Origin of the sequence: Nostoc sp. (assembly GCF_036917615.1) — a bacterium.
Classification (GTDB): domain Bacteria; phylum Cyanobacteriota; class Cyanobacteriia; order Cyanobacteriales; family Nostocaceae; genus Nostoc.
The window spans coordinates 106014-122412 of sequence record NZ_JBALCZ010000077.1; the positions used below are offsets into that span (position 1 = coordinate 106014).

At 42.0% G+C, this 16399-nt stretch carries 23 protein-coding genes and 1 pseudogene; 16 read left to right on the forward strand and 8 right to left on the reverse strand.

The window, feature by feature from the left end; translation table 11 throughout:
• Positions 1 to 3 precede the first annotated feature (3 nt).
• Together V7K85_RS27840 and V7K85_RS27845 are read right to left on the reverse strand one after the other, a co-directional pair.
• Positions 4 to 165: a hypothetical protein gene (locus V7K85_RS27840; protein WP_334818580.1), complete on the reverse strand. Its 162-nt coding sequence runs from the start codon at positions 163 to 165 to the stop codon at positions 4 to 6.
• A 459-nt stretch (positions 166 to 624) separates the two neighbouring features.
• The gene (locus V7K85_RS27845) at positions 625 to 1020 is read right to left on the reverse strand and encodes a hypothetical protein (RefSeq protein WP_334818582.1); all 396 of its coding nucleotides are present in this window, start codon (positions 1018 to 1020) and stop codon (positions 625 to 627) included.
• 193 nt (positions 1021 to 1213) lie between these two features.
• On the opposite strand from V7K85_RS27845, the gene V7K85_RS27850 reads away from it, so the two are divergent.
• The gene (locus tag V7K85_RS27850; RefSeq protein WP_334818584.1) at positions 1214 to 1501 is read left to right on the forward strand and encodes a hypothetical protein; all 288 of its coding nucleotides are present in this window, start codon (positions 1214 to 1216) and stop codon (positions 1499 to 1501) included.
• 152 nt (positions 1502 to 1653) lie between these two features.
• On the opposite strand, the gene V7K85_RS27855 is transcribed toward V7K85_RS27850, so the two are convergent.
• Positions 1654 to 2001: a KGK domain-containing protein gene (locus V7K85_RS27855; RefSeq protein WP_334818586.1), complete on the reverse strand. Its 348-nt coding sequence runs from the start codon at positions 1999 to 2001 to the stop codon at positions 1654 to 1656.
• A gap of 375 nt (positions 2002 to 2376) precedes the next feature.
• On the opposite strand from V7K85_RS27855, the gene V7K85_RS27860 reads away from it, so the two are divergent.
• The 10 genes from V7K85_RS27860 to V7K85_RS27905 all read left to right on the forward strand — a co-directional run bounded on the left by V7K85_RS27860 (position 2377) and on the right by V7K85_RS27905 (position 7089).
• A complete protein-coding gene (locus tag V7K85_RS27860; protein ID WP_334818588.1) occupies positions 2377 to 2598 on the forward strand; it encodes a hypothetical protein in 222 nt (73 codons plus the stop codon).
• Between the two features lie 112 nt (positions 2599 to 2710).
• Entirely contained in the window at positions 2711 to 2992 is a 282-nt protein-coding gene (locus V7K85_RS27865) for a hypothetical protein (RefSeq protein ID WP_334818590.1), read from the forward strand.
• Complete coding sequence (locus tag V7K85_RS27870; RefSeq protein ID WP_334818592.1) at positions 2989 to 3252, forward strand: hypothetical protein; 264 nt, start codon at positions 2989 to 2991, stop codon at positions 3250 to 3252. Before V7K85_RS27865 ends, V7K85_RS27870 begins: the two co-directional genes overlap by 4 nt.
• A gap of 31 nt (positions 3253 to 3283) precedes the next feature.
• Complete coding sequence (locus tag V7K85_RS27875) at positions 3284 to 3592, forward strand: hypothetical protein (protein WP_334818594.1); 309 nt, start codon at positions 3284 to 3286, stop codon at positions 3590 to 3592.
• The gene (locus V7K85_RS27880; protein WP_334818596.1) at positions 3583 to 4089 is read left to right on the forward strand and encodes a hypothetical protein; all 507 of its coding nucleotides are present in this window, start codon (positions 3583 to 3585) and stop codon (positions 4087 to 4089) included. Before V7K85_RS27875 ends, V7K85_RS27880 begins: the two co-directional genes overlap by 10 nt.
• Entirely contained in the window at positions 4043 to 4963 is a 921-nt protein-coding gene (locus tag V7K85_RS27885) for a hypothetical protein (RefSeq protein ID WP_334818598.1), read from the forward strand. The genes V7K85_RS27880 and V7K85_RS27885 overlap by 47 nt, the downstream gene beginning before the upstream one ends.
• Before the next feature lie 2 nt (positions 4964 to 4965).
• Positions 4966 to 5946, forward strand: a complete 981-nt coding sequence (locus V7K85_RS27890; RefSeq protein ID WP_334818600.1) for a hypothetical protein — start codon at positions 4966 to 4968, stop codon at positions 5944 to 5946.
• Between the two features lie 104 nt (positions 5947 to 6050).
• Positions 6051 to 6203: a hypothetical protein gene (locus V7K85_RS27895; RefSeq protein WP_334818602.1), complete on the forward strand. Its 153-nt coding sequence runs from the start codon at positions 6051 to 6053 to the stop codon at positions 6201 to 6203.
• 17 nt (positions 6204 to 6220) lie between these two features.
• Positions 6221 to 6586, forward strand: a complete 366-nt coding sequence (locus V7K85_RS27900) for a hypothetical protein (protein ID WP_334818604.1) — start codon at positions 6221 to 6223, stop codon at positions 6584 to 6586.
• A gap of 215 nt (positions 6587 to 6801) precedes the next feature.
• Entirely contained in the window at positions 6802 to 7089 is a 288-nt protein-coding gene (locus tag V7K85_RS27905) for a hypothetical protein (protein WP_334818606.1), read from the forward strand.
• An 87-nt stretch (positions 7090 to 7176) separates the two neighbouring features.
• Here the strand turns inward: V7K85_RS27905 and V7K85_RS27910 are convergent, their stop codons facing one another.
• The 4 genes and pseudogenes from V7K85_RS27910 to V7K85_RS27925 all read right to left on the reverse strand — a co-directional run.
• Positions 7177 to 8214, reverse strand: coding sequence for a DUF5331 domain-containing protein (locus V7K85_RS27910; RefSeq protein WP_334818608.1), 1038 nt, complete (start codon positions 8212 to 8214; stop codon positions 7177 to 7179).
• A gap of 48 nt (positions 8215 to 8262) precedes the next feature.
• The gene (locus tag V7K85_RS27915) at positions 8263 to 8601 is read right to left on the reverse strand and encodes a (2Fe-2S) ferredoxin domain-containing protein (protein ID WP_334818610.1); all 339 of its coding nucleotides are present in this window, start codon (positions 8599 to 8601) and stop codon (positions 8263 to 8265) included.
• An 87-nt stretch (positions 8602 to 8688) separates the two neighbouring features.
• Positions 8689 to 9663 (reverse strand): cysteine synthase A, encoded by a 975-nt coding sequence (locus V7K85_RS27920; protein WP_334818612.1) that lies wholly within the window; start codon positions 9661 to 9663, stop codon positions 8689 to 8691.
• 158 nt (positions 9664 to 9821) lie between these two features.
• A pseudogene (locus V7K85_RS27925) lies at positions 9822 to 9908 on the reverse strand (Uma2 family endonuclease); the annotation flags it as partial.
• A 279-nt stretch (positions 9909 to 10187) separates the two neighbouring features.
• On the opposite strand from V7K85_RS27925, the gene V7K85_RS27930 reads away from it, so the two are divergent.
• The 5 genes from V7K85_RS27930 (at position 10188) to V7K85_RS27950 (ending at position 15918) form a co-directional block, all read left to right on the forward strand.
• The gene (locus V7K85_RS27930) at positions 10188 to 10496 is read left to right on the forward strand and encodes a hypothetical protein (RefSeq protein ID WP_334818614.1); all 309 of its coding nucleotides are present in this window, start codon (positions 10188 to 10190) and stop codon (positions 10494 to 10496) included.
• 61 nt (positions 10497 to 10557) lie between these two features.
• Positions 10558 to 12639: a dynamin family protein gene (locus V7K85_RS27935; protein WP_334818731.1), complete on the forward strand. Its 2082-nt coding sequence runs from the start codon at positions 10558 to 10560 to the stop codon at positions 12637 to 12639.
• Between the two features lie 59 nt (positions 12640 to 12698).
• Positions 12699 to 14942, forward strand: a complete 2244-nt coding sequence (locus V7K85_RS27940) for a dynamin family protein (protein ID WP_334818616.1) — start codon at positions 12699 to 12701, stop codon at positions 14940 to 14942.
• 122 nt (positions 14943 to 15064) lie between these two features.
• Positions 15065 to 15739, forward strand: coding sequence for a DUF305 domain-containing protein (locus V7K85_RS27945; protein ID WP_334818619.1), 675 nt, complete (start codon positions 15065 to 15067; stop codon positions 15737 to 15739).
• Positions 15736 to 15918, forward strand: a complete 183-nt coding sequence (locus tag V7K85_RS27950) for a hypothetical protein (RefSeq protein ID WP_334818621.1) — start codon at positions 15736 to 15738, stop codon at positions 15916 to 15918. The genes V7K85_RS27945 and V7K85_RS27950 overlap by 4 nt, the downstream gene beginning before the upstream one ends.
• 179 nt (positions 15919 to 16097) lie before the next feature.
• Here the strand turns inward: V7K85_RS27950 and V7K85_RS27955 are convergent, their stop codons facing one another.
• Positions 16098 to 16373 (reverse strand): hypothetical protein, encoded by a 276-nt coding sequence (locus V7K85_RS27955; protein WP_334818623.1) that lies wholly within the window; start codon positions 16371 to 16373, stop codon positions 16098 to 16100.
• Between the last annotated feature and the right edge of the window lie 26 nt (positions 16374 to 16399).

Consider the following 16399-nt stretch of genomic DNA (forward strand, 5'->3'; position numbering starts at 1 on the left):
GATTCAGTTGATAACTTCGTTATCACTAGTGGGCAGTGGTTTCCCTTGGAGGTAGGCGGACGAGATTTCGGCGCACTCTGCGTCTGTTGCACCGTTGCCTAGTAATTGCCCCTCTGGAAAGCCGACGTGATGGATCTCGTTGCTGGGATTTGGTCTGTCCGTCATATAATACAAGGTGATGTTTAGTTTTCTAGCGGAGACGACATCGCATTGGATAGGCGATCGTGAACCTGTGCGGATGGCGATCGCCTTTAAAAATCGGCTTTTGACGCAGAAGTTGAGTTGAAGTTAGTCACAACCCAAACCTGTGTACTATTTCTGATTGCGGGTTTGAATTCAATAGGTCGGCGAGTATCCAAGCACATGGCACGTCCTTCATTGAGCTTGACGTGTAAGTTTTTCCCACTTTTGGAACGGGAAAACAGTTGACCAACTTCGAGTAATGCCCAGGTAATCGGGGCTTTACCTACCACGTAGTCGGCTTGATGGCTGTCATACCCCTCTGAGAGTGGGTCGAGTAGTTAAGTCTTTCCACTCCTTCTTCTTGCCTCTACGGCTGTTAATGGGGCTTGGTCGTTGCCCGTTAAGTGGTTTATCGCTAATCTGTTTCTCAGTCATAGTGCGTTAATAGTCGCTCAATAAAGTTGGTTGATTTTGCGGCTCAATTACTTGTGCAGTAGCACTTTGGGCGTTTTTTGTGGACAGTGCTGCGGCGGCAATTTCGTCTAATGAGTAGTACAGTACCTGTGTTTCGATCTCGAGGAGGTCGTCTAACAAGCTGGCTGTGATCCGGGTTGCCAGTTCGAGCAGGACATCTTCATCTTGCTCATCGCACCAGTTAACGATCCGCAGGGGGATGTCGTCAAAGCCCAATTCTTCATGCTGGAAGGCGACGGTGGTCTGTTCCCTCATGGATAGGAAGATTAGGCAATTTAAGTCGGTGGCTTGGGTGCGGCTAAAGTTCTGCTCAATGTAGGTGATGATGTTAACTCGCTTCATGTCTGTTAAGCTGTTAGACACCCTGGTTCCTCCTTAGTTACAACCTTTTATAGAAAAGCCAATTAAAGGCGATCGCTTTGTAGAGGGCTGTCGCCTTTTCAATACTCATTCGTCTTCCTCCTCCTTCTTTTGGATATCAAAATCCACGGTTCTTTGACTGGCTCCAGCCTCAATACCAAATATTGAAAACTCCTGCTGATCCTCAATATCTGTTATGAATATCTCCGCCTCAGGTGGGAGTTCTTGCAGGATTTCAATCAGTTCGGCGAAAGAGCAGAGCAATAAGGAACAAGTCCCCCGTAAACCGTCCGGCAAGGTTTCTCACTCATATCGCACCGACCCCAAAAACAGAGGTTTGCAAGCCGACTTGCTCATCCTGCTCGACAATGATGTGCCAGCAGCCAAGCGCCTCTTACTACAGCAGCGGCAACGTAACCCTGGCAAATCAGATAACTGGTATCTAGAAAAAGTAATTTACGACTTGGAACGCGACCGGCAATAGCTAACTCCAGCGATGAAGTTTAGCGGCGGCTGACCAGCACCAAGGTCAACCGCCATTTTTATTGATGAAAGGAATAAAACCAATGAGCAGAGTTAAATTCACCTATTCATGGATATGTCGCCTACTGCCATCAGCAGGCGACGCATCTGTGACTATTGGGTATCTAATTGCGATCGGAGATCATGCAGTGGTGACTGTGGCTTTTCCTCTTCTGGAGAAGAGTTTTTAAAAAAGGCCTCTGGGTTGTCAGGAATAAATTCCATACGGAACATAAATCGTCCTTTCTGCCAGCCTCCACCTTGGGAACGCAAAACTTCGCACTTAAACCCCTGCTCTCTAAACCACTGAGGCTCTGGAGTACCCGTACTCTCCATTCTTTTTACCCAAGCAGCTATAGATGCCTTGAGTTCGCTAAATTTCAATATTGCGTGAGTTCCAAAGCCTAGCGTTGACACCGCAGTTATAACATCATCGTCTGAGAGGCTGCACTCTTTATTCATTTCGATTTTCTCTTTCGGTAAACGACTTGGCGGATCAAGCTACCAACTCGATCCGCCTTCCCTAATCTTTCCCCCCGACCACCAAGGAATAAAACCAATGATCAGAGCTAAATTCAGCTGCCAGCAAAATACTCTCGACACGAAACCCAGACAGCAACAGTCATCCTCACCCCTGTAACCACCAACCCACCCAGTGAAGAAAACCTGACTTTCTGGAAAGCGACACCAGCCGGTCAAATTGAACTCCAAATCACCAACCCAGCGGCATCGTCCCAATTTTCTCAGGGGACTAACTATTACGTTGACTTCACCTCTGTACCGCCTAACTCCTAACCAAAGTTAATCAAAGACCTAGCCCAATCAACCAGCCTGCTGGTGAACTATATCAAAACTCAGATACCGTTGATTTGTGACCCGCACGCCGAAAGATTAGCCGCTCAGGTAATCGCGGCGCTACCTCAGTTGTTCACAGAAAATCCAGAGATTTTTAGTAAAGCCTTGCTGATTGCTGGAAACAAGCTCAACGCTGACGTGATAAATCAGATAGATGCCAATAGCGATTGGGCTGGACAGCTGACCAGGGTCGAGAGCATTTGAAGAAATTTTACGGGGTGCGATCGCGATCGCTCCTCTCCTCAGAACAGCTAGACAATTTTCTCTTATATCTCCAACTTACTGACGTTGACGAATCTCCAACGCCCAATGCCCAATGACTACAGAAGAAGAAATAAAAGCTGCGATCGTCGTTTTTCCCGACGCTATTGTCTACGCTTCCCCAGAATTAAACACCGCCACAGACTTTGCCTGCCATCGGCTACACAAATTTGTAGACTACATTCAAACCCTAGATCCAGAACTAGAACGCTACGAGGCGATCATCCTGGGAGCCGCAGTTTTGGATGGGTTGCCGGCATTGTTTGAAGCAAATCCAGAAATTCTTGCTGGTATTAAGTCCGAGGCTAAAGTCATAAGAGGCAAGCGCCAGAAGTGAGCGACGAAATTAGAGTAGGCTTCCACCATCTCAGGCGAATACCGAATATTTATCGCCCATCTCTGGGCTTGCCGCTCAACTGGAGAGACGAAACATCAGGAGAACTGCCCCGTGTAGTTTCTAAATACTTTAGTTCCCAGTACCTCAACACCAACGAAATCGCTCTTTTAGCCGAATACTGTCGGCATTACATCAATGCCCCTTGCTGGGATAGCAACGAGGGATTTACCACCGAGCTAGCAGCGCTGCGGGAAACGTGACGGCTGGGGAGATGGTTTACGCCTCAACCAGATGAAAAATCAGATTGAGCTAGCAGGTACTGCCCTCGACCTCGACCTAATTCGCCTACGCATGGCTTTGGAATTCAAGGAAGCCGTACCAATTGGAGATGCTCAGGCAGCAGTCCAAATGCTTGCTAGCCAGAACACTTATCACCCCGTTGCTGATTACCTAGAAAACGTTACTCAGGCTTACCCAGACGTAGATACAAGTATTTTGGACAACCTGGCTACGCGGTACTTTGGCTCTGACAACGAACTGCACAATATAATCATAACACAGCTAACAGTGCTACCAAGAAAGCGGGTGAAGTGGACGTAGCGGAAAAGCAAGACCGCAAGGATATTGTTGATTTCAAGAAACATATAGGTGAATTAAACGAAAAAGCAGTAACAGCACTAAATACTGCACTCACGGCACTAGCACTTTACCAGACGGTCAGAGCATTAAGAGGTGTACCCGGTATTCCCGGCGCTCCTGGTAGCAATGGTAGAGATGGTATCAATGGCAGGGATGGCATTACAAGCATTGTTCAGGTTCCCGGTAAACCTGGCGATCGCGGTTTCCCTGGTCTGAGTGGCTTACCTGGACGTAACGGCAAAGACGGTACTAACGGATTAAACGGTAAAGATGGCAAGGATGGCAAAGACGTGAACCCAGGAGACTTAGCAGGCTTAAAAACATTTATTTATTGCAGCACAACATGCTCAAACAAGGGCATCGGGTACAGCGCTGCACAACGTTACGAGAACATACATTTTGACGCCCATCATGGCAATACTTGCACCTGTGTTAATACTGTGCCAAAAAATATTTGACATTGTTAGCAAGGCAGCCGATGCAGCGCAATTAGCACTTTTGAATATCATTAATAACAAACTTGGTAAACAAGTAACAGGTGGTTTAAGTGGCTTTATTGAACAGATAGCTAAAAACACCTATATCGAGAAAGTACTGTCAGTTTTAACTTTTGCAGCAACTGTACATAATGCTTTGATGTTGAGCAACAATTTAGGGCAAACATTGGGTGGTGTTATCAATCAAGTGTTGGCATTCATCTTACCCAAGGGAATTGATGGTACTCCTTTGGATATTAATGAAATTATCAAAAAGTCTGTAGAAGAAATACTGGAAACTGCTATTGGAGAAGACAATTACAAGACAATATCACAAGACTGGGCGTTAGCTAATCGCATTTATCAAGCAGGTTCTAATGTATTCAATCAAATCAGCAATGCTATGAGCGTAGCTACCGCCGCGCTAGAACTTATTGGCGGTAATGTTGGTAAAATTGGCAATGCTCTTAAAATCTGGGGTGTTATAGGTGAGAAAGCCTACGGTTTCATGAACCCACAACCTAACCTCAAGGGCAAGTTTTTTCACTTTATGGAAAATGCCAACAATGAACTAAATACTATCGCAATGGTGGTAGCTGTTCCCATTGCCATGACAGAAGCAGCTAATGGAGTCAATAGCGCAATTATTGATTTAACTAAAACACTTGACCAGGAAGACCCCAAAGATAAAAACGGTAATCCTATTGTAGACAGATTAGGCAATGTCATCAAATACCAACCGGGCATTACAGTGCCTACGCCTATTGTTACCGTCAAAGGTTATGCACAAGCAAAAGCTGACAGCATTAATTCACCCAAAATAACATCCGATGACACGTATAGCGCTAACGATTAAATATGCCTGAAGGTATCCCTACTTATATTCCACCGCACGACGATCAAGGTAGACAACTCTCGTACACCTCAGATATTGTTACAGGAAGCACTCTCAAGCCAGCCGCTACGCCAACAATAAAGGTTGATAATCCAGCAGAAGAATCGTTACCCGATAATTTCCAAGCTTTTGAACATCTGCAAAATATCTATATTCCCCAACACAACGCTTTAATCCGGCGATATTTCAGTGACCATCCTGATGATTGGAAGCCCAATATACAAACGGCTCGTAGCAGCTTAAGAGTTGCTTGCACAATGTTGGATGGTGATAATCAATTAATGATGAATTTACATCATCATTTATTATTTGATTTATTGGGATATGGCAGAAAAGGATTAGCAACATTTTATGGTAGTAGAGAAAGTATAGATCCTCCTGTTACAGGACATCCAAAAATAACTTTTTATTTTTCACAAGATTCTGCTTCAACGACAGAAGAGCAAAATTATAAAGCTGACGCTGAATGTAGTGTTAGGCTGATGAAATTAGAAAACACTTCCTTGAATTTACATGAAAAACTAATTGAAATAGCTACCGAAATAAAATCACAATTTCTTCACAACAAACAAGGAATCGTTTTAACTAAAGGTAATCTATGTATCAGTTATAAAGACGTGAAAAACGGCTTTCCAAACGGAACTAAAATACTTGCACAAACAGAAGAAAATGCTATCGATATTTATCAAAAAAATTGTAACGTAATTGATGTAGTTTTTAATGAAAAAAATATAAATCTAGGTAATCCAAAAAAACCAAGTACAATTGGCGAAATTACTGAAACTCAGACAATTATGGGTAAAAAGCGAAAATTGAAAGCTTATCGGCGAGTCACAAATGTACGATTTCGGTATGCTTATTGTCTGATACCTGGTGAATCTAACCCTGTGTTTCTGATTGACACTACGGGCAGATACGATTCTTTGGTAAAACTTAGCTATTAATATAGCGAGAGAATATACTATATTCCCGACGGAAAATAATTTAAAATATAGCGTTAGTCTAAAGAAAATAAGAGGTACAAAAGACTATAATTAGATATCGTGATATGTCCAGAGGCAATGAGTTAGCAGCCGACTGGGAAAAAGTACTGGCGTGGCAAAAAAAGACTCGTGCTAAGAAGCAAACTTTATATGAAGCAAATAAAAAAACCCAGGCCCACCAAAAAGTATTGATGAAAATTGAAAAAGTTAATAACTAATTTAATCAATCAACAAAATGAGTATTGCAATTCCTGCTGGTGGTAGTTTTCAGAATAGTTCACAACCTTGGTTGACTCCTCAAGTATTAGTAGACATTAATTTAGAAAATTTTGAAATACTTGCATCCCCAGGACTTACGCCTGTTTCTCAAGATTTAGCGGTAATTCGCTACGACCGTGTGATTAATGCTGAAATTCAATTGATATATATCGATGAGAATAAAGTATCAGCCCAATTAGAAAAAGTTTTGACCACTATAGCAGCCGCTTTAGTTTCAGATTGGAATCCTTCAGAGCGGCAGGGGATACCTTTTCTATCAATTAATGCAGCAGTCAATCCTACAAATTTTCAATTTGGCTTAAAAATCGATAACACTCAATAAATTCGATATATAAGCGTCTGGATTCAGATCAAGAAACTTAAAATCGAGTATGCGACACAAGCTTTCCAAAAGGTAAAAACTTATGTCTTGGCAGCGTTAGCGGCTTAAAAGGGTATTTTAAAACAGCTTCAGAATTGCAATACATGGGAATTTCCGGATATTAACCACAATGAAGTTTGATCTGAGCTTGGCCGGCTTTACACTTTCCTTTATTGTTGCTGCATCAGGTTGGTTTTTTCGATGGAGCGAATAAACAAAAATTTTCAAGACAGCAAGCTAGTCTTGAAAGACAGCAGGCTATTACTCAAGCAGAAGCCGCTGCTGAAAAAAAGGTAAATGAGGCACGCGATTTCAATCACCTTTTAAACAACCAAAGACAAATTTCAGAAGGCATCGCTACTGGGTTTGATGATGTTGAGGAAAAAATAGATCATCTTAAAGAATTAATGCTTAGAGTCGAATCTTATTTAATTCGCAACCAAGGCACTAATCACCATGAGTAACTCTGGGGATTCACCGAAGTTCAGTTCGGTTCGCCCTTGGGGTTGGCGATGCTCTAGCGCCTCCTGTATTTATTTTGGATCGGAGATTCAAATAAAAATATCTTTGTGTCGATCCCATGCAGTGCCGTGACAAAATTCATCTAACCAAGAAGCTAGACTTCGGGCATTAGTGGTTGGTAAATTCACTTTACTTTTAACGTGTTGTGGTTGGATATTCGCTTGTTTGCCGTTGCTCTTAACCTCGGCAGTAATTGCTAGCGATGCTGCTGAAGGGAGCCGCCCCTTGGGCGATGTCTGACGAGAAGCTACTTCTCTACGAGACGCTCCGCGAATGCAGCTACGCACTGGTTTGCGGTTACTACAAATCTCAATGGTAGTTGCCAGCAATGCGCCTACAGAGATTCCGCCAGATGGCGATGTCTGACGAGAAGCTGTTTTGTCGTTGCTCTTAACCTCGGTAGCTAATGCCACAGATGACATAGTTTTAGCTTTGCTGTTAACCTCAGTGGTCATTGTCAGCGATGCTCCTGAAGGGAGGCGTTCAAGGGGCGATTGTACTGGTTGATATTCGCTTAGGAAACCGGAGGATGGCGTTTTTACTGGAGTATCTGGAGCAATTTTAGTAGCAAATGCACCTACTAACTCCGGTTTGTGTGTCCGAACTACCTCAGTGGTAGCTGTAAATGATGGCACAAGTTCTTCGGTGCATGGCAAGTTGGAGTCTTGAGTCTTGACAACAGAATCAGGCGCAATCTGGCTGGCAGTTACAACCGATGACACATGTTGATCTTCAAAATATTTCTCATCTGGCGACTTGCTTTCAACTTGGCTTGTAGCCATAGAATGTTCTGATTTTATTAAACGTAACTCTTGATCAGGATTGAAGTTAAGACCTAAAGCGGCGACTATTTTATCTGGATCGTTATTCAGATCCAGCATAAAAGAAAGTATTTCATCAAACTGGGGTTCCAAAACAGATACTGTTGCCAAAATAAAACCGGACAAAGGACGCCGCAGACCATCGTAAGTGCCCCAAATTCGGATTTTGACCAGCCAGGTAATATTTTGCTCGTAGTAACTCAGCCACTTTTGTTTTAAGGATTGACGCAGCTGCTGGATATTCATTGGATGCCTCACTTCAGTCAACAAGATTGCACACCTTGATATTGTTAATTAGTTTGATTTCTGGGGATGAAACCGATGATAGAGCATCTGTTTGACTCTTTGACCACCTAGCAAATGATTTTCTACCAGTAGAGGTACTTCATCGGGTTGAACGCCGCTATACCAGACCATATCGGGTAATACCAGCACCATCGGCCCATTGCCACATTGTCCCAAACAGCTGCTAGCCGTTACCGTTACACCGGGGATTGGCAAAGCTGCAAAAGCTGCTAAAACCTTAAGGGCACCTTGCTTTTTGCAAGTACGATTTTGACAAACCCGCACACATCTAGGAGAAGAGGGTTGGTCTATTATCGGGAAGTTTGATGGTTGAGTGATGTTGGTCATTTATCCTTTATGCTTTGTCATTTATCCTTTATGCTTTGTCATTTGTCAAAAGTCGGTAGCTAATGACTAATGACTAATGACTAATAACTAATCTATTGAAAGTCCTTTTGAGGCTAGCCATTCAAGGTTGAATATCCGCGACTGATAACGGGAACCACTATCACACAAGATGGTGACAATGGTATGTCCTGGACCCAACTGCTTCGCTATGGCAACAGCTGCGCCAACATTAATACCTGTTGAACCGCCCATTAACAGCCCATCTTGCCTCAGCAGTTGGTAAACTACCCGCAAAGCTTCTTTGTCATCGATTTGGATAGCATCATCAGCAGGTGCGCCTTCCATATTGGCTGTAACACGACCATTACCGATGCCTTCGGTGATGGAATTTCCTTCCATCTTGATTTCGCCGGTTTTGACATAGCTATAAAGTCCACTACCCAACGGATCGGCAACAACGCATTTAATTGCTGGATTTTTTTCTTTCAAGTACAATGTCACACCAGCAAAAGTACCACCAGTACCAGTTGCAGTTGTCCATGCATCTATTTTACCATCTGTCTGCGCCCAAATTTCCGGGCCTGTGGTTTCGTAGTGGGCGCGGCGGTTGGCTAAGTTATCAAACTGATTCGCCCAAATAGCATTTTCTAACTCAGCAGCGACTCTGCCAGATAGCTTGACGTAGTTGTTCGGGTCTTTGTAGGGTACAGCAGGGACGGGACGGACTTCTGCTCCGAGTGCTGTCAGTGCATCTATCTTTTCTTGTGACTGAGTATCGGGAATAATAATTAGGCACTTGTAGCCTTTGGCGTTGCAAATATGCGCTAATCCAATGCCAGTATTACCAGCGGTTCCTTCTACAACAGTGCCACCGGGTTTGAGTAGACCTTTCTCTTCTGCGTCTTCGATGATGTAAAGTGCGGCGCGGTCTTTGACGGAACCGCCAGGATTGAGGAATTCTGCTTTACCAAGGATTTCACATCCGGTTTCTTCACTGAAGCTGTTTAAGCGAATCAGCGGTGTGTGACCAACAGCGCCGACGAAGCCATTTTTAATATCCATTTTGACTGTACCTATGTTTTCATCTATAAAAATTTTGGCTTATAGCGGTGGCATGATTTACAGCTGATTTGCCTAAAATCCGATGATGCGTACACCTGGGTTGCCATTGGCATTCGCGTAGCGTCTCGTTAGAGAAGCCTCTGGCAGAAAAGGCATCGCCGATCAACCTGACAAAAGTCAAAAAACTGTTCGTCTGTCATTTGCATTGAGGGGGGAATTTGTACAACTAAAGGGGATGAAAGCATGATGATTTCCTCCAGGTTTTGCTGTCTACCCGACTGGCTTGTATTTCTTATTCTCACGCAAGTCATTCTTTTGGTGAGACGCTAATATTCGTTTTTGCCACAATTTTCCGGAAAGTAAGTGTATTTTGTGGTATTTAACTCCAGCTTAAGTTTAGCAGGCAATGATAAATAAACTAGTTAAATTACTGAGAGTGTTAAATAGATAAGTAAGTTAGTATACTCCATGATTAATGAGTTAATGCTGACATCATTTCATTGTCTTAGATGGGATAGACACAGATGACATCTGAAAGCGTAAGCGTAGGCTTAGACCGCCATAGGCATCGCCAAAAAGAACTTGAACACCGGGAACGTATACTACGAGAACGAGAAGTTGAATTGCGACTCCGAGAAATGGAAACTAAAATCCATGCTACCGATGCGGCTTTTCATCAAACTGTGAAGCATCAGCTAGAAAATTCCCACAAACCTTGGATGAAAAAAGTTATCCTCGGTGGAAAGCTGTTTGCTCTTAGTGTGGTAGCGCTGGTTGCAGTGAGGATAGCCTCAGTGCTGGCTAGGTTTATTATTATTGCTGCGCTTGGGTGAATGTCTTACAAATTATTTTTGGAATACCAAAAAACCAATCTTTAATAAAGGTGTAACTATGATGAGTGAGCAAGTAGTAACTGACAGATTTATTCAAGATTTAGAGCGTGTTGCTCAAGTGCGAACCGAGATTTCTGTGTGTTTGAGTAAACTGGCTGAAACAATTAATAAAGCTGAATTAGCTGGGGACTATTCATCAGGAAAACTCAGTTTAGAACGAGATATTGAAGATATTACAGTAGCTAGTAAAAATCTCAGCCAAGGTGTATTCCGCCTTTTAGTATTGGGCGATATGAAACGGGGAAAAAGCACATTTCTAAATGCCTTAATTGGAGAAAACTTATTACCAAGCGATGTTAACCCTTGTACCGCAGTGTTAACAGTTTTACGCTATGGGTCCCAAAAGAAAGTCACAATTCATTTTAATGATGGTAAAAGTCCGCAACAGCTAGATTTTCAGAACTTTAAATATAAATATACTATTGACCCGACTGAAGCTAAAAAACTAGAGCAAGAGAAAAAACAAGCCTTTCCTGATGTTGATTATGCAGTAGTTGAGTATCCTTTAACGCTACTAGAAAAGGGAATTGAAATTGTCGATAGTCCAGGATTAAATGATACAGAAGCGCGAAACGAATTATCTTTAGGTTATGTAAATAATTGCCATGCAATTTTGTTTGTCATGAGAGCTTCTCAACCTTGTACCTTGGTTGAACGTCGCTACTTAGAAAATTATATCAAAGGTCGAGGATTAACGGTTTTCTTCTTAGTTAATGCTTGGGATCAGGTGCGAGAATCATTAATTGATCCTGACGATGTAGAGGAGTTAAAAGGATCTGAGGAGAGATTACGGCAAGTATTTAACGCGAATTTAGCAGAATATTGTTATGTAGAAGGTCAGAATATTTATGACGAACGCGTGTTTGAGCTTTCGTCAATTCAAGCACTCAGACGACGGTTGAAAAATCCCCAAGCTGATTTAGAGGGGACTGGCTTTCCAAAGTTTATGGATTCACTTAATACTTTTCTTACCAGAGAACGGGCGATCGCAGAACTCCGTCAAGTCAGAACCTTAGCAAGACTTGCCTGCAATCATACCCGCGAAGCAGTTGCTAGACGTTTACCATTACTTGACCAAGATGTAAATGAATTAAAAAAACGAATTGATTCAGTGGAACCGGAGTTTAACAAACTCACAAGTATTCGGGATGAATTCCAAAAAGAAATTATCAATACAAGAGACACTCAAGCAAGAACAATTTCCGAATCTTTTCGCAGCTACGTTTTAAACTTAGGTAACACCTTTGAAAACGATTTCTTACGCTATCAGCCAGAATTAAATCTATTTGATTTTCTCAGTAGTGGTAAACGAGAAGCATTTAACACCGCACTGCAAAAAGCCTTTGAGCAATATATTACTGACAAATCTGCTGCTTGGACATTAACTGCTGAAAAAGATATTAATGCAGCTTTTAGAGAACTTTCTCGCAGCGCTGCACAATATGGCGCATCTTACAGTCAAATCACAGACCAAATTACAGAAAAGCTCACCGGACAAGACGTAAAGGTAAATACGACTACTACTGCTGAAGATGATAACTCTCCCGGCTGGGCAAAATGGGCAATGGGATTGTTATCTCTGTCTAATGGAAATCTTGCTGGTTTCGCACTAGCCGGCGCTGGATTTGATTGGAAAAATATTTTGTTAAACTACTTCACTGTAATTGGCGTTGGCGGGATAATTACGGCAGTGACAGGTATTTTTCTTGGGCCAATCGGGTTTGCGCTGCTAGGTTTGGGAGTAGGATTTTTGCAAGCAGATCAAGCACGTAAAGAGTTAGTTAAAACGGCGAAAAAAGAGTTAGTTAAACACCTACCCCAAGTGGCGCATGAGCAATCTCAGGTTGTATACAATGCAGTAAAAGAGTGCTTTGATTCTTACGAAAGAGAAGTAAGTAAGCGAATTAACGATGATATTGTATCTCGTAAATCTGAATTAGATAATCTAGTCAAGCAGAAAGAAACTCGCGAGATAAATCGTGAGAGTGAATTCAAACGTTTAAAAGATTTACAGGAAAATGTCATAGATCAGTTGCAAAAAATTGAGGCTGCGTATAGCAACTTATTAGCTTACTATAGCTAATATATCTCATTACTCTCGTTCCCAGCTAGAAGCTGGGAACGAGGAACTAACGAGGAACTATGCAACAACACTATGAAGGTTATAAGGATTTAGCAGATTCTCTCAAATCTGCATCTGCGTTACTGAATTTAGAGCGCAAATCGCAACTGCATCAAGATATAATTACCATTTGCAATCATCTGGTTAATCCTAGCTTTCGGATTGCGGTATTTGGGCCTTTTAATCATGGCAAGTCTACCCTATTGAATGCCATGCTGGGGAATCGTACTTTACCAATTGATTTAATTCCCACCACAGGCGCAGCGATTACTGTCAAGTATGGTTCTGATGTGCAAACTCGCATCATGTTCGTAGATGGCACAGAAATATATCGCAGTGGCACAGAAGTTTTACAACAATTTGCAATTCTTGATGGCAATAGGCAGATGCGAAAAGATGTAGCATCTGTGGAAGTTTTTTGTCCGCATCCCTTTTTGGAAACAGGTGTAGAATTGCTCGATTTACCGGGAACAAATGATCGAGATGAACAAGATAATTTAATTAGAGAACAACTCTTAAGTGCAGATTTAGTTATCCAATTATTAGATGCACGTAAGTTAATGACTTTGGGAGAGCGGGAAAATTTACGAGATTGGCTATTAGATCGCGGTATTAAAACAGTTATATTTGTTGCCAATTTTATTAACTTACTCGAACCCGATGATCAAAAACAAGTTCAAAATCGCCTAGTGTTTGTTGCGGAAAGCTTTCGAGCCGAATTACCTCCAGGTTTTAGTAATTTATATCGCGTCGATGCTTTACCTGCTTTAAGAGCCAGATTAAAAGGCGATGTTGCTGCTGCTAATAGTAGCGGCTTAGCAGCTTTTGAAACAGCTTTGCAAAATATTGTGGGGATTTTGCAACCAAATCGTGGTAGTGTGCGTTTGCCAAGAGTAGAGGCGATCGCTTCTCAAATCCAACTCTCATTAAAAGCTAAAATTGACCCGATTGCTATTGAAATAAAATCCTTTGATGATAAACAAAATACTAAAATCGAAATTAAACAAAAAGCAGCCAACTTAATTTCTAAAGGTTTTACTACTAGCGTAGGAGAGTTACGCGATTGGCTAGCATTACCCAAGCTACTCACAAAATATCAAGCTGATGCGGCAGCTGCATTGGCAGAAAATAACTTTAAAGCTTGGCAAACAAATACTCTTAAAAAAGACTTGAATCAATTGCAATCGGCTGCGCTGAAATGGCTTTATCAAGCTTACGAATTTTTCCAAGAGGAACGACCGCAAGATTTATTAATTCCCTTTCCTAGCGAACCGCAATTAACACTACCCTCAAAGCCAAGCAATACTGATGATTTGAGTGAACCTGGTTCCATCGCTGTTGGTGGTGGTATTGGTTGGTTGTTAGGCGGGCCGGTGGGTGCTGCTGTAGTTGGCAGTATTTCTTATTTGTTAAACAAGAATATCCAACAACAAGATGAACAATCAGCAAAGGAATCTTATCATCAGGAAGTTGCTAAACTTTGTATAACTGCAATTGAAGATTATTTCTCTCACTTCAGCAGTCAAGGGTTATCAATTTTGACTGAATATGAGCATAAAGCTGAAAAAATAATTTGCTTTGAACTCAGTCAAGAACCACTAGAAATTACTAATAAACGTGAAAGTTTGCAGGAATTACAAAACGGCTTTAATCAGTTGTTACGAGAGTTGGAAAAAGCCAAAATTGTCTCAAATTATCAACCTTATAAAGAAATACCAAAATACACAAACACTAAAAGAAAATATTCGCCACAGCCAGAGAGAGTTCAAACTTCCCCTGAAAAAGATACTGGTGTTAAGCAACAACAGGAAAATACTGCTAAGAATACTGGCACAAGGGTAGAATCTGTTTCTCCACCACCGCCAAAAGCTTCTCCCTCACCACGTCCAGAAGAGGTGGAGGCGAAATTTCGTGATTGGGAACTGAATGAAGAAATAGCGCGAATGAAAGCAGAGATGCGTAGCCCTAAGGCTTGTCGTCAGACATCGCCTGGTTTTAAAACTGGCAAACAGCAAAATACAACTCAAAGCAACAAAGCACCCAGTCAACCAAAAACCCAGACGGAAATAGATAAAATTACTCACGCTTACAGCATTTTAGGATTGCAAGCAAATGCTTCTTTGGCTGAGGTAAAGCAGGCTTATCGAACTTTAGTAAAAAAATGGCATCCAGATTTGTTTGTTAATCAGCCGCAACTGCAAAAACAAGCACAAGAGAAAATGCACTTAATTAATGAAGCTTACACAATTTTGAGTGAAAAATGAACAACAAGATACCCGGCTTATCAAAGAAGTCGGGTATCTTTAGAAACATTTCATCCTAATTTCATTTCTGGTTGCAAAGCTAAGGAGTAAATATAGAATTAGGAAACTGTTAGGTGAGACTTATGCAACTGCTATCTTTGAGGAATGGCTTTTTGGCGTTAACCTTGACTGCGATCGCTTCAGCCGGTGGGTTAATAACAGCTTGTACTAATACTGCTTCCCAGAACGAAAGCCAAGCCCCAAACGCAACTGCTACCAATGCTAGCGACAAGCAGATGGATCACAGCATGGCAATGGATTTAGGCCCAGCCGATGCTAATTTGGATTTACGGTTTATCGACGCTATGATACCGCACCATCAAGGGGCTGTGGAAATGGCTAAAGAAGCGCAGCAGAAATCAAAACGCCCTGAAATCAAAAAACTAGCAGACAATATCATTAAATCGCAGAACCAAGAAATCACTCAGATGAAGCAGTGGCGACAAGCTTGGTATCCCAAGGCGGGAGATAAACCAATGGCTTATGACAGTCAAATGGGTCACATGATGGAGATGTCATCTGACCAAACGAAAGCCATGATGATGAGTCAGGACTTAGGTGCAGCTGATGCTGAGTTTGATCTGCGCTTTATCAATGCGATGATTCCTCATCATGAAGGGGCTGTAACAATGGCAAAAGATGTATTGGGTAAGTCTAAGCTCCCTGAAATTAAGCAATTAGGTCAAGAAATTATCAAGGCACAAAATATAGAGATTAAGCAAATGCAGCAGTGGCGAAAAACTTGGTATAACAAGTGAGCCTAAGTACAGTTTTGCATAAAATCGTAGTGTTTTTAAATGCAGAGGGACGCATTGGCATTGTAGAGGGATGCATTGGCATTATAGAGGTATGCATTGGCATTGTAGAGGGACACATTGGCATTGTAGAGGGACGCATTGGTCATTGTAGAGGTATGCATTGGCATTGCCAAATTTAATTCGCTACGAATTAATGAAATGCTGTACTAATACCCAATACAGTTCAGTTAAGCATTTAATTTCTTCTCTTTGTGTCCTTTGCGTCCTTCTCTACGAGACGCTGCGCGAATGCGGTAGCCTGCGGCAAGCCGCTCCGCGTCTACGTTCAAAAAATTTATTTTTACAAAGAGTCTCAGCCTTAACTGAACTGCATTGTACTAATACCAATTCTGGTTTTGGCTGCGTCATAGTTGTCATAGATACTCATCTCCGGGCTATCCCAGTCATCTGCAAAGGTTGCTAGATGCGATCGCAAAATCTCAGCCTGCGCTTCGTTAATTCCTTGAGAGGCTAGGTCAATGTCATCCGACCTGATAAAAGTCACAATTACTCGCGTTCCTTCATCTACATCGGTAGGTTGTTCAGTAAGTTCCATTCGACCATTACGATATGTCCCTTCAACACTAGTTAACATTTATAACCTTGTTGCTTGTGAATAGT